Genomic DNA, 22,538 nt, shown 5'->3' on the forward strand with positions numbered 1-22,538 from the left:
TTGTTTTTCGGGATCGTGCGCTGATGCGGCGGAAGAGTCAAAGGGGGAAATCCGGCTTGATTCCGCGGGCCATGCGGGGCATCAGACCCTCATGCTGATCTACAAGATATTCCGGGCCGAGGAATGGGCCGCGTTGCAGGCAAATGGCGCAACTGATGGCGCGCCAATTGATATCGCTGACGGGTTCGTCCACTTTTCGACAGCCGAACAGGCGGCTGAAACCGCAGCCAAACACTTTGCTGGGGTTGAAGGTCTGACACTGCTTGGCTGCAACGCTGACGCCATGGGCGACGACTTGAAATGGGAAGTGTCGCGCGGTGGGGCCTTGTTTCCGCATCTCTACCGCCAAATCCGGCTCAGCGATGTGGTTTGGTCCCGCCCCCTGCCCTTCGATGGCCAAACCCACCAATTCCCGAGCGAGATGGTATGACCGCCTATATTGATCCCGATCGTGAACAGTTCGAAGCCTTCAAGGCATTGGATCGGGATCAACCCATCGAGATGCTGAACCTTGTCAGGTTTCGTGCCAAGGCCGACTATCCGGTGGGCCACGCCTTGGCGGATAAAAATTTGACGGGAGCAGAAGCCTATCGCCACTACGGGGCTGAGACCGCCCCGATCATCGCCAGAATCGGTGCGTCGATCCTGTGGCGTGGGGCGTTTCAGACCACATTGATCGGACCGCAACACGAGGCTTGGGACGAAGTGTTCATTGCCCGCTATCCTACCGCTCACGCGTTTCTTGAGATGGTAACAGATCCAACCTACCGGTCTGCGGTGGTCCACCGTCAGGCCGCCGTCGCAACCTCCCGCCTGATCCGCTGTGGCACCGCGCAAGGAGGCGCGTCCTTCGGATGAAACTAACCGAAAAACTGGGCCTCGCCGCCCTGCACCGTATGGACCCTGAAGCGGCCCATGGTCTGTCGATCAAGGCCCTGCAGGCCGGTCTGGCCCCGACGCCCGGACCGGTGACGTCATCGCGTTTAAGGACCGAGCTCGCAGGGCTGCGCCTGCCCAACCCCGTAGGCCTCGCCGCCGGGTTCGACAAGAACGGAGAGGTTCTGGCCCCTCTCTCCCGTGCCGGTTTCGGTTTCATCGAGGTCGGAGCGGTGACCCCGCGCCCGCAACCCGGCAACCCGAAACCCCGCCTGTTCCGCCTGACCGAGGACAAAGCCGCCATCAACCGCTTTGGCTTCAACAATGAAGGTATGGAAGTGATGGCCGAACGGCTGGCCAACCGTCCTAAGGATGCGGTGATCGGCCTGAACCTCGGGGCCAACAAGGATAGCGATGACCGGCCCGGCGACTTTGCCAAAGTGCTGGCCCATTGCGCCGCGCATCTGGATTTCGCGACGGTCAATGTCTCTTCCCCCAACACCGAAAAACTGCGCGATCTTCAGGGCAAGGCGGCCCTTGGTGCTTTGTTGAGTGGTGTGATCGAGACGCGGGACGCTCTGCCGCGCCCACTGCCCATTTTCCTGAAAATCGCGCCTGACCTGACCGAAGATGAATTACAGGACATCGCCGAAGTGGCTGCTGAGACGGGCGTGGATGCGGTCATCGCCACCAACACGACCCTGTCGCGCGACGGGCTGCGCAGCCCGCACAAGGACGAAAAAGGCGGCCTGTCCGGTGCGCCTCTGTTTGAGAAATCCACCCGCGTTCTGGCCCGGTTGAGCCAGCTGACCGACGGCAAAATCCCTCTGATCGGTGTGGGCGGTGTCAGCTCGCCGGAACAGGCCTACGCCAAGATCTGCGCAGGCGCGTCGGCGGTGCAATTTTACACCGCGATGGTCTATGGCGGCCTGTCCCTGGCTGCCGATATCGCACAGGGTCTTGATGACTTATTGGCCCGCGATGGGTTTGACACCGTTGCACAGGCTGTGGGCAGCAAACGAGAGGATTGGCTGTGATCGAATATTGGCACAACCCGCGTTGTTCAAAATCCCGCATGGGATTGGCTTTGCTGGAAGAGCGCGGTGCAGAGATCGAGGTTCGCAAGTACCTTGAGAACGCCCCCTCGGTCGACGAATTGCGCGCCGCGCAATCCCTGCTGGACCTGCCTGCCATCGAGATGATGCGCACGGGTGAGAAGCGGTTCAAGGAGCTGGGCCTTTCAAAGGAAGCGACGGATGCGGAGCTGATCCAAGCCATGGCAGACAACCCGATCCTGATCGAACGTCCTCTGGCCATCTCGGGCGGTAAAGCCGCAATTGGCCGCCCGCCTGAAAATCTACTCGCCCTTCTCTAGGCCACCTGAGCTTCAAGCTTCGGATAGCGCCAGCCCATCGTCACGCCGCGTGCCAGGTTCAGAACCATCAGCGCGGCCCACAGACCATGGTTGCCGAACGCGGGTACCAGAATGAACAAAGCGACGACATAGATCGCTACCGATTGCAGCATCGCATTGCGCATGTCGCGGGTCCATGTGGCTCCGATGTAGATACCGTCGAACATCCAGCTTGCGACACCGATGATCGGAGCCAAGGCCGCCCAGAACAGGAACGTGCGTCCCGCCTCGCGTACTTCGGGAGAGGTGGACATCAGATCAATCAGCGCGGGACCTGCAAAGAAGAAAACGGCGCTGAGAAGCACCGCGCCACCGACACCCCACTGAGACGCCATGACCGAGGCGCGCCGTACTTGGTATCGGTCCCGTGCGCCAACCGCGCCTCCGACCAGCGCCTCGGCAGAAAAGGCGAATCCGTCCAGCGCAAAAGCGGTGATTTCCAGGAATTGTAGCAGTACCTGATTGGCCGCCAGATTGACGTCTCCTAAATCGGACCCGACGAACAGGAAGGTGGTGAACGAGCCAGTCAGCAGAACCGAGCGGATCATGATGTCTCCGTTCACCTGCACCATCCGCCGCAGCCGGGTGGCATCGAAAATGCGCGGCCAGTCACGCCAGATTTGCCCGGCAAACCCGTCCCGGCACAGCCACAGACCCAGCGCCAATCCTGTCCATTCTGCGATCAGGGTCGCAATCGCCACGCCTTCGACGCCCCAGCCCAGCCCCAGAACGAACCACAGGTCCAGCGCGATGTTCAGACCGTTCATCCAGATCTGTAGCAGGAAAACGCCCCGTGTCCGCTCGACCGCAATCAGCCAGCCGGTGATCGCATATAGGGCAATGGTCGCGGGTGCTCCCCAGATTCGAAACTCAAGGTACGAGCGCGCAAGTGTTTCAACCTCGGGGCTGGCCGGGGACAACCAGAACGCGCCACTGAAGATCGCGATCTGGGCAAGGACAAACACAAGGCCTGCCGCCCCGCCGAGCATCAACCCGCGAACGAGCAAGGCGCGCATCTCGGCGCTCTCTCCGGCCCCGCGCGCCTGCGCGGCAAGGCCCGTTGTGCCCATGCGAAGAAAGCCGAAAATCCAGTAGATCGCGGACAGGATCACCGCGCCCATGCCCACCGCGCCGATCGGAGCAGCCGCTCCCATCTGCCCGACAACGCCGGTATCCACCGCCCCAAGGATCGGTACGGTCGCGTTCGACAGCACAATGGGAACCGCGATCTTCAGCACCCGTTTGTGAGTTATGGGTGCCGAGGCATCCTGCATTCTCAGCCCTTGTCGCGGGGCTGTTGCGGCATCAGGAAATGCCCCGTCGCCTGCGCAAACAACTTGGCATGGTTGTCCTGCCAGGCCTCAACACGAACTGAGGCGTAGCGCCGTCCGGCCCGGTTCACGAAGGCGCGTGCATAGGCGTCGCGGGGCAGGCCCGAGCGCAAATAGTCGACCGTAAAGTCGATGGTTTTGGGAAAGCGGATCGATTCATCCGTAACAATGGCCTCGGCATCAATTTCGCCGCTTTCGATGTCCGAGAACATGTGTTCCCAGCTCAGCGTGATGACGGCAGTGACCTCAAGAAACGCCGCGGTAACGCCGCCATGAAGGGCTGGAAGAAACGGGTTTCCGATCAGTTTCTCGTCAAAGTTCAGCACGCCGGTAAGCTCATCCCCGCGCCGGTCGAAGCTGATGTTGAGAAACCGGATATAGGGCACACCATCAACCAAAGCGCGCAAGGCGGCGTCGCGCCGTTGTTTGACCACCTGCATAGGTTCGGGACGGGAACGGGCCATATTACTTCCCCTCAACCGTGAAAGACCCCGAGGCGGTCGCCACTGGCAGGTCAAGATCATCATCCATCGCCGTTGCACGCACGAAGGCCACATTTCGGGTGATGTGATAGCAATTGGCCCGCGCGGTGATGCTCTGCCCCGGCGTGGCAGCGCGCATATAGTCGATGCGCAAATCAATCGTCGCTGTTCCGCCCGGAGAAGACGGGTGGCTCATGACTGCGGCCCCGCAGCAGGTATCCAGGATGGTTGAAATCGCGCCGCCGTGGATCACGCCCGTGCGCGGATCTCCGATCAGATCCTCGTTGTAAGGCATTGTTATTTCGGCTTCACCTTCCCCAATCTGGCTAAGATGAAGGCCCATCGCGCGCGCATGCGGAATGGCTTCGATAAACTGGCGGGCTAGCTTTGCTTTGTCGACCATGATCATATCCTGTTGTCTTGCCCCTTTATGAGCCGCCAGCCGATCAAAGGGCAAGCCCACCTGTTGCGCTTGTTCGCATGACGTCCTAGGTTGCTGCCGAGGAGACCCCGAATGTCCGACAACCGTTTGTCATTCAAAGAGATGTGTGCCGAGTTCGACGTGACTCCACGCACCCTGCGTTACTACGAATACATCGAGCTCTTGCAGCCCGACCGAGAAGGGCGATCCCGGTACTATGGCCCCAGAGAATGCGCCCGCATGACGCTGATCATGCGCGGCCGGAAATTCGGATTTCCTTTGGAAGAGATTCGCCAGTGGCTGTTGATCTACGAAGATCAAGGCAACGAAGCGCAGATGGCAACTTTCGTAGAAATGGCAGATCGACAGATGGAAGAGCTGCGACAGCAGCGCGCGCAGCTTGACGAGGCGATGGATGCCCTCAAACAGCTTCGGGACCAAACGGCTAAGTCCATAAAGTAGAACACTCTGCCCTTCTGGGTTCTGGTGAAACCAAAAAATGCACCTTGGAATCGAGTCCTAGGACCAATCTGAGGGCGAATTTCTCTTGCCCCTAGGGAAAGAAAATTTCGCAAAACCCGTCATTACGCGACTGGAAGTTACGTCAACTTAGAAATGACGCAGCGTCTGGATTACGTAAACGTCACCTACATGTTGTAAAGCGTCCAGCAACTGCGCAACTCTATTCGGACGACGCCAGTGACGAGAGTATGACGAATGACCGAAGATCTGATGACCATCCGTGAAATGTGCGAGACCTATGATGTCACGCCCCGCACCTTGCGGTTCTATGAGGCGAAAGAACTTCTGTTTCCGATCCGCGAGGGTCAGAAGCGTCTGTTCACCAAACGCGACCGCGCGCGGCTAAAGCTAATTCTGCGTGGCAAGCGGTTTGGTTTCAGCCTTGAGGAAATTCGACAGCTTCTGGACCTGTATCACGTGGGCGACCAGCAGGTGACCCAGATGGCGCGCACCTATGAAATCGCGTGCGAACGTCTGGCCGATATGGAATCGCGCCGTGAAGAGCTGACACAGGCTATCGACGATCTGAAAGAGCAGTTGCGCTGGGGCGAGAAAGTTATCGCCTCGATGAAACAGGAAAAGAAGGCGGCCGAATAACTTCGCCCTGCCCTCCGGACATATGAATTAAGGGAGCTTCACATGCCCGTCTACAACGCGCCAACCAAAGATATGCAGTTCATCCTGCATGATGTCCTGAAAATCTCGGAGTCTGACATTCCGGGTTACAACGAACTGGAGGCCGAGTTCACCGGCGCCGTTCTGGAAGAAGCTGGCAAGGTCGCCACCAATGTTCTTCACCCGCTGAATGTTGTCGGCGACACCGAAGGATGCCGTTTGGAAAACGGTATCGTGTACACACCCACAGGCTTCAAAGATGCCTTCGAGCAGATGAAAGAAGGCGGCTGGACTGGCCTCGACATGCCGGAAGAGTATGGTGGCCAGAACATGCCCTACGTGATTGGAACGGCCGTGGGAGAGATGTTCTCGGGCGCGAACCAAGCGTTTACGATGTATCAGGGCCTGACCCACGGCGCGGCCTCGGCGATCTTGGCGCACGGCTCGGACGAGCAAAAGAACAAATACCTGCCGAACATGATCAGCTGTGAATGGACCGGCACCATGAACCTGACCGAGCCGCATTGCGGTACCGATCTGGGTCTGATGCGCACCAAAGCGGAACCTCAGGGCGACGGCAGCTATAAAATCTCGGGCCAGAAGATCTTTATCTCGGCCGGTGATCATGACATGGCCGACAACATCATCCATTTGGTTTTGGCTAAAATCCCCGGTGGCCCCGAGGGCATCAAGGGCGTGTCGCTGTTCATCGTGCCCAAGTTCATCGTGAATGAAGACGGATCAGTGGGTGAGCGTAACGGCGTTTCGGTCGGCAAGATCGAAGAAAAGATGGGCATCCACGGCAACTCGACCTGCGTCATGAACTATGACGAAGCCACAGGCTGGCTGCTGGGCGAAGAGCATAAAGGCATGCGCGCCATGTTCACCATGATGAACGAAGCGCGTCTGGGTGTGGGTATGCAGGGGGTCTCACAGGCCGAAGCTGCTTATCAAAACGCCCTGGAATATGCCAAAGATCGCCTACAGGGCCGCGATGTGACCGGAGTAAAGAACCCGGACGGCCCCGCCGATCCGCTGATCGTCCACCCTGACATCCGCCGTAACCTTATGGATCAGAAAAGCTTTACCGAAGGCGCAAGAGCGTTCCTTCTGTGGGGCGCGACCATGATCGACAAGGCGCACCGTTCCGAAGACAAAGACGCGGACGGGCTGATTTCGCTGCTGACACCGGTCATCAAGGGTTTCCTGACCGACGAAGGCTACGACATGACCGTTCAGGCCCAGCAGGTCTATGGCGGCCATGGCTACATCGAAGAATGGGGTATGTCGCAATACACCCGCGATGCCCGTATCGCCATGATCTACGAAGGCGCGAACGGCGTTCAGGCGCTGGACCTTGTCGGCCGTAAGCTGGCGCAGGATGGCGGCAAGCACGTCATGGCGTTCTTCGAAATGGTCAAAACCTTCTGCAAGGAAAACGCAGGCCAGAACGAAGCCTATGACAAAGCCTTCATCGAACCGCTGAAAGCGGCGTCCAAGGATCTACAGGCCGCTGGCATGTACTTCATGCAGGAAGGCATGAAGAACCCCAACAACGCTCTGTCCGGGTCTTATGACTTTATGCACATGTTCGGTCATGTCTGCCTGGGCCTGATGTGGGCACAGATGGCGAAGGCAGCTCAAGACGCGCTGGACGGTGGCGCCTCGGACAAAGAGTTCTACGAGACCAAGATCAACACCGGCCGGTTCTACATGGCCCGCCGCCTGCCCGCGACAGCGATGCATCTTTCCCGCATTCAGACCGGCGCAGACACTGTGATGGTTCTGGACGCGGCGAACTTCTGATCAAAGTCTGGGCTCGGGCATCACAACTCGGGCCCTACTATTCGGAGGAGACAGAATGCCCAAACGCTTTCGCCTGACCCGCCGTTTCCCGGTCGCCATGACCGAGGACGGCTATCGCAAACTCCGCGGCTTCGCCCGCGAGGCCGGGTTGGATGAAGGCGAAGCGCTGTCTTTTCTGTTCGAGAACTTCAACAGCGTCATTGACGAAGACAACCTGACCCATCGGTTGCGCCTCTTCAATTCCGAGTTGGAGGCACGCAAGCGCTAGGCATCAAGGCCGAAAAGCTTGGGCGGACGATGCACAAAACGCCACGGGAGGGGCGACCGCATGACCATAAAACTGCACTGCTTCGGTGAAAGCGGCAATTCATTCAAGGCCGCTCTGGCGCTGGAAATGTCCGGCCTCGAGTGGGAGCCGGTCTTTGTCGATTTCTTCAAAGGCGTCACCCGCAGCCCCGAGTTCCGCTCGGACGTCAACGTAATGGGCGAAGCGCCCTTCCTGATCGACGGTGATTTCAAAACCTCCCAATCTGGTGCGATTCAGGCTTATGTCACTGAGAAATCCGGCAAGTTCGGCGGCAAGACGCGGGAAGAGAACTACGAGATCTTTCGCTGGGTGCTGTGGGACAACCACAAACTCAGCTCGATGGCCGGCATGACGCGGTTTCTGATGAACTTCCTGCCAGAAGAACACCGCAATGCCGATGTGATTGCCTTCAACCAAGGCCGTCTGAAAGCGGCCTACGATGTTCTGAACAACCACCTTGAGGGCCGCGACTGGATCGTTGGGGACGGCGTGACAAACGCCGATCTCAGCTGTTGCGGCTACCTCTACTATCCCGAACCATTCGGCTTTGACCGCGCCGACTGGCCCAACATCGACGCCTGGCTGACTCGCCTATCCGAGCAGCCCGGCTGGAAACACCCCTATGACCTGATGCCCGGCAACCCGTCGGATCGAGCTTAAGGAGAAGACCCATGACCGAAGCTTACATTTATGACGCCCTGCGCACTCCGCGCGGCAAGGGCCGTAAGGATGGCAGCCTGCACGAGGTAACCTCGGTGCGCCTGTCCGCCTTGACCCTGAACGCGATCAAGGAACGCAACAACCTTGAAGGTCACGCCGTTGAGGATGTGATCTGGGGTAACGTCACGCAGGTGATGGAGCAAGGCGGCTGTCTGGCGCGCTCGGCGGTTCTGGCCTCGGACCTCGACCAATCGATCCCCGGTCTGGCGATCAACCGCTTCTGCGCCTCGGGCATGGAAGCCGTGAACCTGGCCGCGAACCAGGTCAAAGGCGGCGCGGGTGAGGCTTACATCGCCGGCGGTGTTGAGATGATGGGTCGCGTGGCCATGGGCAGCGACGGGGCGGCGATTGCCGTTGACCCCTCGCTGGCGATGGACACCTATTTCGTGCCACAGGGTATCTCGGCCGATATTATCGCGACCGAATATGGGTTCAGCCGGGATGATGCGGATGCGCTGGCAGTTGAATCTCAGAAACGTGCGGCAGCGGCGTGGGAAGACAACCGGTTCGAGAAATCGGTCATCTCCATCAAGGATCAGAACGGCCTAACCATTCTGGATCGCGACGAATACATGCGCCCCGGTACTGATATGCAGAGCCTTGGCGCGCTGAACCCCTCTTTCGCGATGATGGGGGAACAGATGCCGGGTTTCGACAAGGTGGCGATGCTGAAATACCCGCATCTGGAGCGGATCAACCACATCCACCACGCGGGCAACAGCTCGGGCATCGTGGATGGGGCTGCGGCGGTTCTGATCGGCAACAAGGAATTCGGTGAGAAATACGGCCTCAAGCCGCGCGCCCGCATCAAGGCGACCGCCAAAATCGGCACCGATCCCACCATCATGCTGACCGGCCCGGTTCCGGTGACCGAGAAGATTCTGGCCGACAACGGCATGCAGATCGGCGATCTGGACCTGTTTGAAGTGAACGAAGCCTTCGCCTCGGTCGTGCTGCGGTTCCAGCAGGCGTTCGATGTGGACCCTGCGCTGGTCAACGTGAACGGCGGCTCGATTGCGATGGGCCACCCGCTGGGTGCAACCGGCGCGATGATCATCGGCACGCTGCTGGATGAGCTGGAGCGTCAGGACAAGGAAACCGGTCTGGCCACGCTGTGCATTGCGTCCGGCATGGGGGCTGCAACCATTATCGAGCGGGTCTGATGCCCAAACTGGACCTCTCTCAGATCCCGTTCAAGGGCGGCTCGGCCTATCCCGGCAAGCTGGCAAAGGCGACTGCGGGTCGTTTCGTGCAGCGCGTCGGCGATGCGGGTGGGCTGACCCAATACGGGGTCAACATCGTGCGGCTGGAGCCTGCAGGGATGTCCTCGTTGCGGCACTACCACATGCAGCAGGACGAGTTCGCCATCATGCTGTCCGGCACCTGCGTGCTGATTGATGATGATGGCGAGCATGAGATGCTGCCCGGTGACTGCGCCGCCTGGCCCGCAGGTGAGGCGAACGGCCATCACCTTGTGAACAAGACCGATGCGCCCGCGAGTTTTCTGGTGGTGGGCACTCGGACCCCGACCGAGACCGGCTATTACAGCGACATAGACATGATGGTGAAGGATGATGAGAACGGATTCTCTTTCACCCAAAAAGACGGCAGCCCGCTGACGGCTGACCAGATTGGAGATGACAATGACTGATTTCACTCTGACCAAAGACGCAGACGGCGTCGCTTTTGTGACCTGGGATGCTCAGGGTAAATCCATGAACGTTCTGACCCGCGAGGCCTTTCAGGAGGTCAGCCAGCTGATCGATCAGGCCCTGAGCGATGATGAGATCAAGGGGATCGTTATTACCTCGGGCAAAGAAGGCTCTTTCGCTGGTGGCATGGATCTGAATACCCTCGCCACCATCCGTCAGGAGGCCGGTGATGAACCGGCGCAAGCGCTGTTCGATTTTGTCATGGGCGGCCACCACATCCTGCGCAAGATGGAACTGGCGGGCATGGACCCCAAGACCAAGAAGGGCGGCAAACCGATCGCCTGTGCCATCAACGGCACCTGCGCCGGGATCGGGACCGAGATCGCGCTGGCCTGTCATCACCGTGTCATGACCTCGAACGCCAAAGCCAAGATCGGCCTGCCCGAGATTCTGCTGGGCATCTTCCCCGGCGGCGGCGGCACGATGCGCTTTAGCCGTATGGTCGGCGCGATGGCGGCCGCTCCAGTCCTGCTGGAAGGCAAGATGATGGATCCGAAGAAAGCCAAAGGTGCGCAGCTGATCGACGATGTTTCGGACGATCCGGTCGCAGCCGCCAAGGAATGGGTTCTGAACGCCAAGGACGCCGATCTGGTCAAGCCTTGGGACGCGAAGGGTTACAAAATGCCCGGCGGCGCGCCTTACCACCCTGCGGGTTTCATGACTTTCGTCGGTGCCAGCGCCATGGTGCACGGCAAGACCCAAGGCGCCTTCCCGGCGGCCAAGGCTCTGCTGAGTTCGATCTACGAAGGGGCGCTGGTCGACTTCGACACCGCCCTGAAGATCGAGGCGCGTTGGTTCACCAACGTCCTGATGAACCCATCATCATCGGCCATGATCCGGTCGCTGTTCCTGAACAAGGAAGCCTTGGAGAAAGGCGCGGTCCGCCCCAAAGATGTGGCCGATCAACGCGTGAAAAAGGTCGGCGTTCTGGGCGCAGGCATGATGGGTGCGGGTATCGCTCTGGTCTCGGCGCAGGCCGGGATGGAGGTTGTTCTGGTTGACCGTGATCAGGCTGCCGCCGACAAGGGCAAAGCCTATTCCGAAAGCTATATGGACAAGGGCATCAAGCGCGGCAAAGCCACGGCTGAGAAGAAAGAGGCCCTGCTGGCCCGTATCACCGCGACCCCTGATCTGGAGCATCTGAAAGGGTGTGATCTGATCATCGAGGCCGTTTTCGAAGACCCGGGCGTCAAGGCCGATATGACCAAAAAGGTCGAGGCGATCATCCCCGAGGACTGCATCTTTGCCTCGAACACCTCGACCCTGCCGATAACCGATCTGGCCAAAGCCTCCGTTCGGCCTGAGCAGTTCATCGGCATCCACTTCTTCTCACCCGTTGAGAAGATGTTCCTGGTCGAGATCATCAAGGGCAAGGAAACCGGTGATCGCGCGGTCGCCAAGGCTCTGGACTACGTGCGCCAGATCCGCAAGACGCCGATCGTGGTCAACGATGCGCGCTTCTTCTACGCCAACCGCTGCATCATCCCCTACATCAACGAAGGTGCCCGCATGATCACCGAGGGCGTCAGCCCGATCTTGATCGACAACGCGGCGCGTCAGTTGGGCTTCCCGGTAGGACCGATCCAGCTGACCGATGAAACCTCGATTGATCTGGGTGCCAAGATTGCACGGGCGACCAAGGCGGCGATGGGTAATGCCTATCCCGAAAGCCCCTCGGACGATCTGATCTTCTGGATGGAGGAACAGGGCCGTCTGGGTCGCAAGGCCAATGCAGGCTTCTTCGACTATGACGAGAAGGGCAAACGCGTCGAGTACTGGAAAGGTCTGCAGGACAAGTACCCGCTGGCCGCCGAGCAGCCTGACCTGATCGAAGTGCAGGAACGTCTGATGTTCGCACAGGTTCTAGAGGCGGTCCGCGCGCTGGAAGAAGGTGTTCTGGAAGACATCCGTGAAGGTGACGTAGGCGCGATCTTGGGCTGGGGCTTTGCGCCTTGGTCCGGTGGTCCGCTCAGCTGGTTGGACATCATCGGCACGCCCTACGCAGCCGAGCGTTGCGATCAACTGGCCGAGGCCTATGGCGAGCGTTTTGCCTGCCCGCCGCTGCTGCGTGAAATGGCTGAAAAAGGTCAGAGCTTCTACGGCCGGTTCAACCCGGACGCCAAAGCCGCTTAAAACAACGACGCAGGCGCAACTCCCCTTGCGCCTGCGTCTTCCTTACTGAACAGCCGGAGCGGTTTGCCATTCAGGCCGGAGAAACAGAACCGGCGTATTTGGTCGACCCGGCCGTCCGGGCCTGCGAATACCGGCCGCGGGGCGGATCGGGAAAATCGGATCCGTCGGGATCGGAGCAGGCAAAGCGCCCAATGGGTTCGCCAGTGCCGAAATCTCACCACTTGCAGCAAGCGCACCGACCAACGCAGTCGCCGCGTCTTCGTCGGCCACCGCATACTCTTTTGCCTGACCAGACGTGCGGCTGAAGCGCCCCGAAGGGCAATAGGCTTGCAAGCCACCTTCGATATAGATCACCTCGTCCTGGTCGAAGAACAGGGTTGTGACCTCGAACGACGATCCCGGAGATTGCGAGGTCAACCGACAGGCCCCGTCCAATACCCGCGCAGGCAACACCGTTACACCTTGATCCGTCAGGTCCAGTTTGCCGCGATCCAGCGCGACGCCCTGTTCCGGCATCAACCAAACCGCGCGCCCATTATAGGCCGCCCGCGCAGGCACAAAGATGGGCAGATAGGCCGATCGCCTCTCACCTGCCGGGATATTGACCCAACTGGTCGAGACCCTGCGCACCTCCTTGAAACCGTGATCCAGAGTTCGAACCAGATCACCGGCGGCGATACGCTCGATTAGCTTCCATCCACTGGTGGTCGCGATTTTGGTTCCGTGCAGGAACCCTCCTCTGCGCGATGACACTGCGTCCAGCGCAACTGGCAGATCCGCATCGTCATGATACTCGGAAACATCCGAAAAACTCACTACTTCCAACACGTGCCGAACCCCCTTTTGGCACAAATACTCACATCTCAAGAGATAGCAGACGCAGCGGCTTTCCGTCTTAGTTTGGCCGTATTTACGCCCAATTTGGGTTAAAACAAGGCGTTTCCTGCAACAGACAGCCCTTCAAGAATGGGTTTATTGACCAATCGGAAACTATTAGCCGGACGTAACGTCAAAAGCGTAGCCGAATCTCTCGATGTCTTCTGCGCAGGCTTCTGCCACGGATTGGGCGGACCTGTCGGAATAGTATGCCCGATAGTCTGCTTGCCGGTCCGAGGGGTTGATATGGGGCAATTCCACCTCAAACCCCAGATGGCGAAACAGAGCTTGAGCGTCCTGTTCGAACTGTTCCAACCGTATGAACAGCTGGCACTGTTCAACACCATCTGCACGCGTCATGTAGCGCCGTGCCGGATGGTCCTGAAACGAGCGGCGGATGGTCGGGTGCAGGACAAAAGGCTCGAACGCCAATTGCTGCGACAGGGTGACTGCCTCATGCGCAAAGCTCTGAGATCGCAGCCAGTGGTAATAGCTGACCATGCGATCCCACGGGTTGCGGACCAGCGTGAAAGCAAACATCTCCTCAAGCTCACCATCCGGCAACACCCCGTCTATATCCGCAAGCGTCGCGTGCTTGTGCAGCCTCCCCCGCGCGGTCAGTTCCTTGGCGCGGCGCCGCCGTTTCAGGGCCTTGGGCGTGTCTCCTAACAGGATGTCATCCTTCATGGCCCGCTGCTCCAGCGCCAAGGCCAGTGAGGTTCCCCCCGTCTTAGGCATGTGCACAAACACATAGCGGCGGCCGCGAGAGATGATCATGCGACCTCCTGCTCGGGGGCCGCGCGCCTGGCTCTCCAGCCCAGAACTGCGCCGGCTGTTGCGATCAGGCCGATGCCAAAGATCTGCATCACTCCGATCGTCTGTCCAAGAGCGACCCAGGCGAACAGAGGACCGAAGATCATGATCGAATATTCGAACACGGCAACGAATGAGGGCTCTCCGACCTGATAAGCCTTGATCATCATGAAGACGGCCACGGTGGACCCGACAGCCTGCACCACGACCCATGGCAAGGCAGCGCGCATATCAAGGACCAGACCACGGGTCACAAAACCTTCGGGACCGTCGGGTCCGGACACGGGAAAGGCCGTGAAAACGATTAAACCGATGGCCCCGGCAATGCCCAGAACAAGCATGTTGTTGGCCAGAAGGGCGACTGTGCTTTCGTCCGAGCAATAGGTCCGCGTGACGATCACGCTGAGCGCGTAGAAGAACCCTCCAACGACCGGCAAAAAGGTCCTGACATCAAACTCGGTCGGGTTGGGTTGCAACACGCACAGGATGCCCACGAACCCCAGTAGAACCGCGCCGATGCGCCAGGGTCCGATGACCTGTTTTAGGCCCAATGCAGAAATCAACAGCACAAACATCGGCGAGGTGAACAAGCCCGCCAGGGCCTGCGCAATCGGCATCAACGCCAGCGAGGCGAAATAGAACAGCATGCCCGTCGCGATCAGAACGCTGCGCAGCAAGACAAATCGCAGCCGTTTTGGCCGCAGACTTCCCAAACCCAACAGGGACAGCCCGATGATCAGAGGCAACATCAAAACGGCACGGCTGAGGTGGAACTGCCACAGCCCAATGGTTTCGGCCAGCAGGATCACCACGTTGTCGATCACACCAAGAATGGCCATTGCCGAGACCATCAGCACTGAGGCCAAAAAGGGGAGCGTTTCTTTGCCTGGCTGCATGTCCTGTCTCGGGTTAGATGCGCGCAACAGCGCTTGTGCCATCCAGCATATTTCTGAAAGCCTGCGCAACAGGTTTGCGCCCCGCGATTTCCACATGCTATGCTTTGGCAAAAGAAAAACACGAGCAGCCCAATCCAGATGACGGCCCTGAAACAGTATCAGCGGATCGAAGCCACCGGTCTGTGGCGCTCCTCGCCCGATGAACAGCGGCGCGAGGTTGTGGTCTCAATCGGTGAGGCGACCCTGACGATCTCGGATTTCAATGACCGAGCACTGACGCACTGGTCTCTGGCCGCGTTGGAGCGGCAGAATCCGGGCAGTTTCCCTGCGATTTTCAACCCTGACGGCGACCCGGAGGAAACGCTGGAACTGGCCGAAAGCGAAAAGACGATGCTCGAGGCTATCGACCGGCTGCAGCGCGCCATCGACCGCTCGCGTCCGCATCCCGGTCGGTTGCGTTGGGTCAGCGTTGCAGGCGTCGTCGCCGCGGTTTTGGCGGTGTTGCTGCTTTGGTTGCCCGGGGCACTGCAAAACCACGTGGTCTCGGTTGTGCCCGAGGTCAAACGGCAGGACATCGGCGATGAGATTCTGAAACGAATCGAGCGGGTTTCGGGACGCGCCTGTGCCTCACGCGATGCGCAGGCCTCTTTGGATCGGCTGGCCAAGCGCACGGGCGTGCGGCAAATCATCATTCTGCCTGCAGGAGTGCAAGACAGCCTTAGCCTGCCGGGCGGGACGGTCTTGTTGAACCGGGCCTTGGTCGAGGATCATGAAGATCCCGCCGTGGCCGCCGGCTATGTCATTGCCGAGCGCGCCCGTATCGCGGCACAAGACCCGTTGGATGATGTTCTGGACCGAACCGGCGCGTCCTCGGCCTTTCGCCTGCTGACGACCGGAGGCCTGACGCCCGAGATCGTCGACAGCTATACCGAGCAAGTCCTGTCGGAACCCCGTCCGTCCCTGACGGATGAGGCGCTGCTGGCAGTTTTTGCACAGGCCGCCCTGCCCTCGACCCCATATGCCTTTGCGCGGGATGTGACCGGGGAAACGGTTCTTGGCCTGATTGAGGCCGACCCGATGGCCGGACGCACGCTGGAACAGGTGTTGCCGGACCGCGATTGGGTCCAGCTTCAAAACATCTGCAGCGAGTGATCGAGCTTATTTGGTGCCGAACATACGGTCTCCGGCATCACCGAGGCCGGGCATGATATAGCCTTTCGAGTTCAGCTCACGATCCAGCGCTGCCGTGACGATATGCACGTCCGGATGGGCCTCTTTCATCCGCGCCACCCCTTCTGGTGCCGCTAGCAGGCAAAGGAACAGGATCTCGGTTGCGCCCGCCTCTTTCAGGAGATCAATCGCCGCGGCCGAGCTGTTGCCGGTGGCCAGCATCGGGTCAACTGCGATGACCAACCGGTCTTTCAGGCCCTCGGGCGCTTTGAAGTAATACTGAACCGGCTTCAGCGTTTCTTCGTCGCGGTAAAGCCCGACGAACCCCACACGGGCCGACGGGATCAGTTCCAGCACCCCGTCCAACATCCCGTTCCCGGCGCGCAGGATCGAGACCAGGGCCAGCTTTTTGCCAGCCAGAATAGGTGCGTCCATCTCCTCCATCGGGGTTTCGATATGGCGGGTGGTCAGCTTAAGCTCGCGAGTTACCTCATAGGCTAGCAACAGGGTGATTTCCCGCAGCAACTGGCGGAATTCGGCGGTCGAGGTTCCCTTGTCCCGCATGAGCGTCAGTTTGTGCTGCACCAGCGGGTGGTCAACGACGGTCAGGTGTTCGCTCATGTGTTCTCCAGTCTTTTCTTGACCCGCGCACGGGTGTCTTCATCGCAAAAGGCGGCGTTCAGGGCCGTTTCATTCAGGGCTGCGAAGTCTTCGGCACCCCAATCAAAGGCTGCCTGCAACATCTCATATTCACGCCGCATTGTGGTATGGAAAAATGGCGGGTCATCCGTTGAAACGGTGACTTTCGCCCCTGCGTCGCGCAACCGCGCAATCGGATGCGCTGCGAAATCGGGGTAGAGTCCCAGAACCACGTTTGATCCCGGGCAGACCTCAAGCGTGACGTCCCGGTCGACCAATTCATGCACCAGATCGGGGTCTTCAATGGCGCGCACGCCGTGGCCGAGACGTTCAACACCCAAATCACGGACCGCGTCGCGCACACTTTCTGGACCGCCAAACTCACCTGCATGGGTGGTCAGGCTCAAACCGGCCTCGCGGGCGCAATCGAAGGCCCATTTGAAGTCGCCCTGAGTGCCGATGGATTCATTGCCGCCCATACCGAAACCGGTGATCCAATCGCCTGCGGTTTCCGCAGCGCAGCGGGCGCTGATCTTGGCCTTTTCCGGGCCGAAATGGCGGACACAGGTGACCACACCGCGCAGAGTGATGTCGAACTTGCGCTCGGCCTCATCGGCGGCGTCCTGAATGGCGTTCAAATAGTCGCGCCACGCGTGCAGATCGCCACCGCCGCAGAAATCGGGGCTGAGGAAGGTCTCGGAATACACCACCCCATTGGCGGCACTTTCCTCAAGAATTGCCAGGGTCAGACGGCGGAAATCCTCGGGCGATTTCAGAACTTCGCACGCGGCCTCATAGACGCTGAGGAAATGGGCGAAGTCGCGGAAGTCATAGCTGCCATCGGGCTTGAAGATACCGCTCAGATCGATGCGTTTTTCATGCGCCAATTGCCGGATGAATGAGGGGGGCGCCGCGCCTTCATGGTGCAGGTGCAATTCGATTTTCGGAAGGTCTGCGACACTCATAGAAAGCTCTTTCCTGGCCCTTGCGCCGGTAAATTCAGGTGATGGGCGATGCTGGCGGCGACATCGGCGAAATGGATTTGACCGAGCTGGCCTGAACCTTGCCCGGCCACCAAGACCGGCACCTGTTCACGGGTGTGGTCGGTGCCGATCCAACTGGGGTCATTGCCGTGATCCGCCGTCAATACCAGCATGTCATCCGGGCGCAGCTTAGGCAGGATGGCTCCGATTTCCCGGTCGAACCATTCCAGCGCACGGGCATAGCCGCTGATATCGCGACGATGACCATAGAGGCTGTCGAACTCGACGAAATTGACAAAACTCAGGCTGCCATCCTCGGCCTCATCTACCAGATCGGACAGGTGCCCCATCAATTCGGCATCGGAGCCTTTGCGCAGCGTGTCGATGCCCTGCATCGAAAAGATGTCTCCGATTTTGCCAACGGCATGCACGCGGCGACCTGCGTCCTGAACCCAGTTCGTCAGCACGGGCGCGGGCGGCAAGATGGCAAAGTCCTTGCGGTTCGTTGTGCGCGTGAACCCCGCATCAGACGAGCCGACGAAGGGCCGCGCGATGACACGGCCCACCTTCATCTCATGCAGACGCGGCGCGAGCGTTCGGCACATCGCAAGCAGGTGATCGAGGCCAAAGCTTCCCTCATGCGCGGCGATCTGAAACACGCTGTCAGCGGACGTGTAGCAGATCGGCCAGCCGGTGCGCATATGCTCGGCCCCCAGCTCGGCAATGATGGCTGTTCCAGATGCGTGGCAGTTGCCCAGAATACCCTCGGTCCCCGCAGCTTGCGCTGCTGCTTGACTCAAATCGGGAGGAAATGCGGGCTGTGTGTCAGGAAAATAGTGCCAGTCCCACGGCACCGGCAACCCCGCCAATTCCCAATGGCCCGAGGGCGTATCCTTACCCGGCGATAGTTCGCGCGCACATCCCCACAGGCCCGTTGGTTGAGCCGCCAGCCCCGGCGTTGCGTCGCCCGAAGCCAAACGCGTCGCAGCACCCAATCCCAGCGCATCCAGATGGGGCAACACAAGCGGGCCGCTGCGCCCGTCCTCAGCCCGCCCCTCGGCGCAGGCTTGCGCGATATGGGCCAGTGTGTTGGCCCCGGTGTCAGGCACCTCCCCGTTGAAGAACACGCCTGCATCAGGTGCCCCGCCGATACCGACCGAGTCCATCACGACGAGAAAGGCGCGGCTCATGCCATGATCCTTTCATGCACCAGATCGGGTACGGCAACCGGAGTATCGCCGATCGTGATCGCCGCCAATACACTCTGGGCCGCCTGAGCGGCCGCGTCCTCGCGCGCCGCGTGAACAGCGGCCAAAGGCGCGCCTTTGGTTACACGCTCGCCTAGCCGTACCATGTTTGACAAACCCACCGCAGGGTCGATCACATCGCTTTCCACCTGACGTCCACCGCCAAGAGCCACCACGGCCAAACCCAAAGCTTCGCCGTCAATGGCCGTGATGTAGCCGTCACACGGCGCTGCCACTTCGGTGATCACGCTGGCTTCGGGCAGGAAACGCGACCACGTCTCAACAAAATGCACGGGGCCTCCAACGGCGGCCATCATGCGACCAAACCGTTCTGCGGCGCGGCCATCCCGAATGATCTCTGCAATTTTGGCGCGGCCCAGATCTACTGTTTCAGAGATACCCGCATCCGCTAGCAACACCCCGCCCAATTCGGCAGAGATTTCGGCCAGAGGGGACGGACCTCCTTCGGTCAGGACCTTCATGACCTCGGCCACCTCCAACGCGTTGCCCAGCGCCGAGGCCAAAGGTTGGTTCATATCGGTAATAACGGCCGAGGTTCGGCATCCAGCAGCATTCGCAGTTGCGGTCAGTGCCTGAGCCAGCTCGCGCGCGTCTTCAATGGTTTTCATGAACGCACCGCTGCCGGTTTTGACATCCAGCACCAGCGCATCGGGACTGGCCGCGAGTTTTTTGGACAGGATCGAGGCCGTGATCAGATCGAGGCTTTCCACCGTCGCTGTTACGTCCCGCACCGCATAAAGCCGTTTGTCCGCAGGTGCGATCTGCCCCGTCGCGCCGACAATCGCAGCCCCGGTGTCGCGCAATACCTGCGCCAGACGCTCCTGCCCGACCTGAGTGGTGACGCCCGGAATCGCCTCAAGCTTGTCCAGCGTCCCTCCTGTATGGCCCAGCCCGCGGCCCGAGATCATGGGCACATAGGCCCCACATTCAGCCAGAGCCGGAGCCAAGATCAGGCTGACGCAATCGCCAACACCGCCCGTGGAGTGTTTGTCGATCACCGGGCCATCCAGATCCCAGCGCAACACGTCACCACTATCTCGCATCGCCACGGTCAGGTCGGCACGACCCTGCGCGCCCAACCCGCCCATGCAGACAGCCATCGCAAAGGCCCCAGCCTGCGCGTCACTGACGCTGCCATCGGCCAGACCTTGGGCAAACCACGCAAGCTCTGGCCCGGTGGGTACTTCGCTGCGGCGCAGTTTAACGATGATCGAACGGGCGTCCATGCGATCAGCTGTCCTGCATATGCGAGGCGTCAAATGCGCCGGGCAAAAGCTGTCCGATCGTGGTTTCCAACTCCGCGCCGTCGGTTGTCGCCAAAGTGACCTTCACATCCCGCGCGCCGAACTCGGCCAGTTTCTGACGACAGCCACCACACGGCGGCACCGGCTGCGGGCTTTGGGCAACGACATAGACCTCGGCCAGCTCGGTCTCGCCCGAAGCGACCATGGCGGCAATTGCGCCTGCCTCAGCACAAGTGCCTTCGGGATAGGCCACGTTTTCTACGTTGCATCCAACATAAAGCGTCCCTGATCCCGACAGGATCGCCGCGCCCACCTTGAAGTTCGAATAAGGCGCATGGGCGTTTTCGCGGACCTTCAAAGCGGCATCTCTAAGCGACATGGCGATTCCCCATTTTTTGATCAGTTGGTCAGAAATCCAGACCCTACCGGAAAACGAGGGGCGAATAGAAGCCCCACCGCGCATTTATTCCAGAACCGTCTTGAACACCCCCGGCAAGGTCACCTCGAGCAGTTCCACATCGTCAGAGGGCTGTGACAAGCGTGTACGCATACCCGGTGGTATCACAAAGGCATCCCCCTGCTCCAGTTGATAGGGGTCACGGCCTTCGCCCTCCAGAGTGACCTCTCCGCTCATGACGAAGGTGAAATGGATGTCGGTGTCGTGGCTGGCCCAGACCGGATCACTCTGCCCGCGCCGGACGACCTGAACACCGGCGACCCCTTTGGTGTTCTCGGCAATCGTGGTGTCGCGGCAGATGTATCCCGGCAGCCGGAACGGCACCCAATCCGCATCTTTTGCCTGATTGTAAACAAAGCGTTGCCCCTGCCATTCCCGGTCGGGGCGCAGATGCGGCGTCGGCAGCTCCATCTCATGATCTATTTCGGTGACATGTTCGGCTGGAACGCCGATCTCGATCACCTGCACATTGTCCGAGGCTTCCAGCACGCGGTGACGGATTTCCGGCGGTTGGATAAAGCAATCCCCGGCGGTCAGACGCAATTTGTCTCCCTGATCTTCGTAAACGACATCAACCCAGCCATGTATGCAGAAGATCAGCTGAAACCCGACCTTATGGAAATGCACCATATCCGGCACAGGGCCGCCATCGGGGATGCGAATATGACTGGCAATGATCGACCCGCCCAAACGATCCGGCACCAGATCGCGATAATGCATCCCGGCCCGCCCGATGATCCACGGCGCCTGATCCTTGAGCCTGCGCACGACAAAGGAATGCACCGTTTCGGGCATCACTAGCGGGGGGTCGAGGTCCTCGATTTCGATACGTGTGCCGTTCGGAGCGACCAGAACCCGGTCGCCATTGGCAAATCCTTCGGGGTCTTCGGTCAGAATGCGTAACGTGCCGGGGGTTTCGGGCGCATCCTTCTCGATCCGCACCCGTAGGCCATGGCCGGAAAACACGGCAGTGCGAGGATCGTCAGCAGGATAGATCATATCCATCTGCATCCCCAACACCTTGGTGTAAAACGGAATATCGTCGCGCAATTCCTGCGTCGGCAAACGGATTTCAGCGCGGGTGTTCGCCGCGTGCGCTGTCTGGGTCATGCAAGCTCTCGTCAGTCGGTTCTTTCGGCCATCCGATCAGAACCGACGCCAGAATGCCAATCGAAAAATACATCTCGAGCGTTTCTTCCAGAACAAACAGCCGCGTCTTCATGACCGAAGACATCGTGGCCTCATACAGGCCCGAGATTTCTTCGAGCCCCTGCGCCACGACTGCGGCCAGCCCGGCCAGCACAAAGATCGCAAGAAAGGGCGCCTGAACCCTGACCGCCCGCCACGCGTTGGGAATGCCATGCCATAGCACGCCCCCCAGCACGACGACCGCCAGAGCGACACGCACCAGTGTCATGTCCAGCAGTCCGTCCAAGCCGCTTAGCACCGCGAATGGCACTGAGCCTTCCGCGTAAATATCCGCCTCAAGCTCACGCTCGGCCAGAAGCAGGCACCCCACGCCGATGTAAAGCCGCGCGAGGCCTCGATACTTAAACAAGGCCACAATCCCAGCCGTGAACAAGCCAGCCGCCGAGATCGTCTCGATCAATCCGCCTTCCTGATTGAACACCTCAGCCTGCAAGGGGAACAAGGCGATACACCCGAGGATCAGAGCTGCGACGCCCAGCGCAGCCCAGAACCAGAACCGGTCCACCCCAAAGCAGAAGCGGGATGGCGTGAACACCTCGGAAGATGACATTTTGAGGTCGTTGGGCATTTTGGTGTCTCAGAACAATTCGCGGGAGTTTGCGGTTTGTAAAAATTTTGCGACAATTAATCAAGGAAACGGTCGG

Annotated in this window: 26 protein-coding genes; 13 read left to right on the forward strand and 13 right to left on the reverse strand. The window is 59.8% G+C overall.

The features are described from left to right. Nucleotides 1-91: 91 nt before the first annotated feature. The 4 genes from ACR3FB_RS11220 to arsC are packed head-to-tail and all read left to right on the forward strand — an operon-like array spanning nt 92 to nt 2,251. A complete protein-coding gene (locus tag ACR3FB_RS11220; RefSeq protein WP_170374228.1) occupies nt 92-430 on the forward strand; it encodes a DUF952 domain-containing protein in 339 nt (112 codons plus the stop codon). Next, nucleotides 427-858 carry a DUF1330 domain-containing protein gene (locus tag ACR3FB_RS11225; RefSeq protein WP_480563807.1) on the forward strand — a complete coding sequence of 144 codons (432 nt, stop codon included), beginning with the start codon at nt 427-429 and terminating at the stop codon, nt 856-858. Before ACR3FB_RS11220 ends, ACR3FB_RS11225 begins: the two co-directional genes overlap by 4 nt. Further along, nucleotides 855-1,913 carry a quinone-dependent dihydroorotate dehydrogenase gene (locus tag ACR3FB_RS11230; protein ID WP_480563805.1) on the forward strand — a complete coding sequence of 353 codons (1,059 nt, stop codon included), beginning with the start codon at nt 855-857 and terminating at the stop codon, nt 1,911-1,913. The genes ACR3FB_RS11225 and ACR3FB_RS11230 overlap by 4 nt, the downstream gene beginning before the upstream one ends. Continuing rightward, complete coding sequence (gene arsC, locus ACR3FB_RS11235) at nt 1,910-2,251, forward strand: arsenate reductase (glutaredoxin) (RefSeq protein ID WP_480564979.1); 342 nt, start codon at nt 1,910-1,912, stop codon at nt 2,249-2,251. Before ACR3FB_RS11230 ends, arsC begins: the two co-directional genes overlap by 4 nt. Here arsC and ACR3FB_RS11240 read toward each other — a convergent pair. The 3 genes from ACR3FB_RS11240 to ACR3FB_RS11250 are packed head-to-tail and all read right to left on the reverse strand — an operon-like array spanning nt 2,248 to nt 4,506. Continuing rightward, nucleotides 2,248-3,564, reverse strand: coding sequence for an MATE family efflux transporter (locus ACR3FB_RS11240; protein WP_480563803.1), 1,317 nt, complete (start codon nt 3,562-3,564; stop codon nt 2,248-2,250). The genes arsC and ACR3FB_RS11240 overlap by 4 nt on opposite strands. 2 nt (nt 3,565-3,566) lie before the next feature. Further along, complete coding sequence (locus ACR3FB_RS11245; RefSeq protein WP_170374239.1) at nt 3,567-4,085, reverse strand: PaaI family thioesterase; 519 nt, start codon at nt 4,083-4,085, stop codon at nt 3,567-3,569. Between the two features lies 1 nt (nt 4,086). Next, nucleotides 4,087-4,506 (reverse strand): PaaI family thioesterase, encoded by a 420-nt coding sequence (locus ACR3FB_RS11250; protein ID WP_170465671.1) that lies wholly within the window; start codon nt 4,504-4,506, stop codon nt 4,087-4,089. 111 nt (nt 4,507-4,617) lie between these two features. On the opposite strand from ACR3FB_RS11250, the gene ACR3FB_RS11255 reads away from it, so the two are divergent. The 8 genes from ACR3FB_RS11255 to ACR3FB_RS11290 all read left to right on the forward strand — a co-directional run bounded on the left by ACR3FB_RS11255 (nt 4,618) and on the right by ACR3FB_RS11290 (nt 12,339). After that, on the forward strand, nt 4,618-4,986 hold the full coding sequence (locus tag ACR3FB_RS11255; protein WP_170374244.1) for a MerR family transcriptional regulator: 369 nt from the start codon (nt 4,618-4,620) through the stop codon (nt 4,984-4,986). Between the two features lie 255 nt (nt 4,987-5,241). Then, the gene (locus ACR3FB_RS11260; RefSeq protein WP_170459194.1) at nt 5,242-5,643 is read left to right on the forward strand and encodes a MerR family transcriptional regulator; all 402 of its coding nucleotides are present in this window, start codon (nt 5,242-5,244) and stop codon (nt 5,641-5,643) included. A gap of 42 nt (nt 5,644-5,685) precedes the next feature. Continuing rightward, entirely contained in the window at nt 5,686-7,467 is a 1,782-nt protein-coding gene (locus ACR3FB_RS11265) for an acyl-CoA dehydrogenase C-terminal domain-containing protein (RefSeq protein ID WP_480563801.1), read from the forward strand. A gap of 55 nt (nt 7,468-7,522) precedes the next feature. Next, entirely contained in the window at nt 7,523-7,735 is a 213-nt protein-coding gene (locus tag ACR3FB_RS11270; RefSeq protein ID WP_170374251.1) for a hypothetical protein, read from the forward strand. A 60-nt stretch (nt 7,736-7,795) separates the two neighbouring features. Beyond that, a complete protein-coding gene (locus ACR3FB_RS11275) occupies nt 7,796-8,434 on the forward strand; it encodes a glutathione S-transferase family protein (RefSeq protein WP_480563799.1) in 639 nt (212 codons plus the stop codon). 11 nt (nt 8,435-8,445) lie between these two features. Next, entirely contained in the window at nt 8,446-9,657 is a 1,212-nt protein-coding gene (locus ACR3FB_RS11280; RefSeq protein ID WP_480563797.1) for an acetyl-CoA C-acetyltransferase, read from the forward strand. Next, a complete protein-coding gene (locus ACR3FB_RS11285; RefSeq protein ID WP_480563795.1) occupies nt 9,657-10,145 on the forward strand; it encodes a cupin domain-containing protein in 489 nt (162 codons plus the stop codon). The genes ACR3FB_RS11280 and ACR3FB_RS11285 overlap by 1 nt, the downstream gene beginning before the upstream one ends. Beyond that, on the forward strand, nt 10,138-12,339 hold the full coding sequence (locus ACR3FB_RS11290) for a 3-hydroxyacyl-CoA dehydrogenase NAD-binding domain-containing protein (protein WP_480563793.1): 2,202 nt from the start codon (nt 10,138-10,140) through the stop codon (nt 12,337-12,339). Before ACR3FB_RS11285 ends, ACR3FB_RS11290 begins: the two co-directional genes overlap by 8 nt. A 42-nt stretch (nt 12,340-12,381) precedes the next feature. On the opposite strand, the gene ACR3FB_RS11295 is transcribed toward ACR3FB_RS11290, so the two are convergent. The 3 genes from ACR3FB_RS11295 to ACR3FB_RS11305 all read right to left on the reverse strand — a co-directional run bounded on the left by ACR3FB_RS11295 (nt 12,382) and on the right by ACR3FB_RS11305 (nt 14,924). Next, nucleotides 12,382-13,167, reverse strand: a complete 786-nt coding sequence (locus ACR3FB_RS11295) for a Hint domain-containing protein (protein WP_480563791.1) — start codon at nt 13,165-13,167, stop codon at nt 12,382-12,384. A gap of 165 nt (nt 13,168-13,332) precedes the next feature. Next, a complete protein-coding gene (locus tag ACR3FB_RS11300) occupies nt 13,333-13,992 on the reverse strand; it encodes a sulfotransferase family 2 domain-containing protein (protein ID WP_480563789.1) in 660 nt (219 codons plus the stop codon). After that, nucleotides 13,989-14,924 carry a DMT family transporter gene (locus ACR3FB_RS11305; protein WP_425083183.1) on the reverse strand — a complete coding sequence of 312 codons (936 nt, stop codon included), beginning with the start codon at nt 14,922-14,924 and terminating at the stop codon, nt 13,989-13,991. Before ACR3FB_RS11305 ends, ACR3FB_RS11300 begins: the two co-directional genes overlap by 4 nt. Before the next feature lie 138 nt (nt 14,925-15,062). Here ACR3FB_RS11305 and ACR3FB_RS11310 point away from each other — a divergent pair, with 138 nt between their 5' ends. Continuing rightward, nucleotides 15,063-16,076 carry a hypothetical protein gene (locus ACR3FB_RS11310; RefSeq protein ID WP_480563786.1) on the forward strand — a complete coding sequence of 338 codons (1,014 nt, stop codon included), beginning with the start codon at nt 15,063-15,065 and terminating at the stop codon, nt 16,074-16,076. Between the two features lie 6 nt (nt 16,077-16,082). On the opposite strand, the gene upp is transcribed toward ACR3FB_RS11310, so the two are convergent. The 7 genes from upp to ACR3FB_RS11345 all read right to left on the reverse strand — a co-directional run bounded on the left by upp (nt 16,083) and on the right by ACR3FB_RS11345 (nt 22,462). Continuing rightward, complete coding sequence (gene upp / locus ACR3FB_RS11315; RefSeq protein ID WP_170374268.1) at nt 16,083-16,715, reverse strand: uracil phosphoribosyltransferase; 633 nt, start codon at nt 16,713-16,715, stop codon at nt 16,083-16,085. Next, nucleotides 16,712-17,698, reverse strand: a complete 987-nt coding sequence (locus tag ACR3FB_RS11320; protein ID WP_480563784.1) for an adenosine deaminase — start codon at nt 17,696-17,698, stop codon at nt 16,712-16,714. The genes upp and ACR3FB_RS11320 overlap by 4 nt, the downstream gene beginning before the upstream one ends. Further along, nucleotides 17,695-18,906, reverse strand: a complete 1,212-nt coding sequence (locus tag ACR3FB_RS11325; RefSeq protein WP_480563782.1) for a phosphopentomutase — start codon at nt 18,904-18,906, stop codon at nt 17,695-17,697. Before ACR3FB_RS11325 ends, ACR3FB_RS11320 begins: the two co-directional genes overlap by 4 nt. Beyond that, nucleotides 18,903-20,210, reverse strand: a complete 1,308-nt coding sequence (locus tag ACR3FB_RS11330; protein ID WP_480563780.1) for a thymidine phosphorylase — start codon at nt 20,208-20,210, stop codon at nt 18,903-18,905. Before ACR3FB_RS11330 ends, ACR3FB_RS11325 begins: the two co-directional genes overlap by 4 nt. 4 nt (nt 20,211-20,214) lie before the next feature. Then, a complete protein-coding gene (locus ACR3FB_RS11335; RefSeq protein WP_480563778.1) occupies nt 20,215-20,607 on the reverse strand; it encodes a cytidine deaminase in 393 nt (130 codons plus the stop codon). Between the two features lie 84 nt (nt 20,608-20,691). Next, nucleotides 20,692-21,795 carry a cupin domain-containing protein gene (locus ACR3FB_RS11340; RefSeq protein ID WP_480563776.1) on the reverse strand — a complete coding sequence of 368 codons (1,104 nt, stop codon included), beginning with the start codon at nt 21,793-21,795 and terminating at the stop codon, nt 20,692-20,694. After that, nucleotides 21,758-22,462 (reverse strand): hypothetical protein, encoded by a 705-nt coding sequence (locus tag ACR3FB_RS11345; RefSeq protein ID WP_480563774.1) that lies wholly within the window; start codon nt 22,460-22,462, stop codon nt 21,758-21,760. Before ACR3FB_RS11345 ends, ACR3FB_RS11340 begins: the two co-directional genes overlap by 38 nt. Nucleotides 22,463-22,538 lie beyond the last annotated feature (76 nt).

The organism is Ruegeria sp. AO1 (assembly GCF_056535985.1).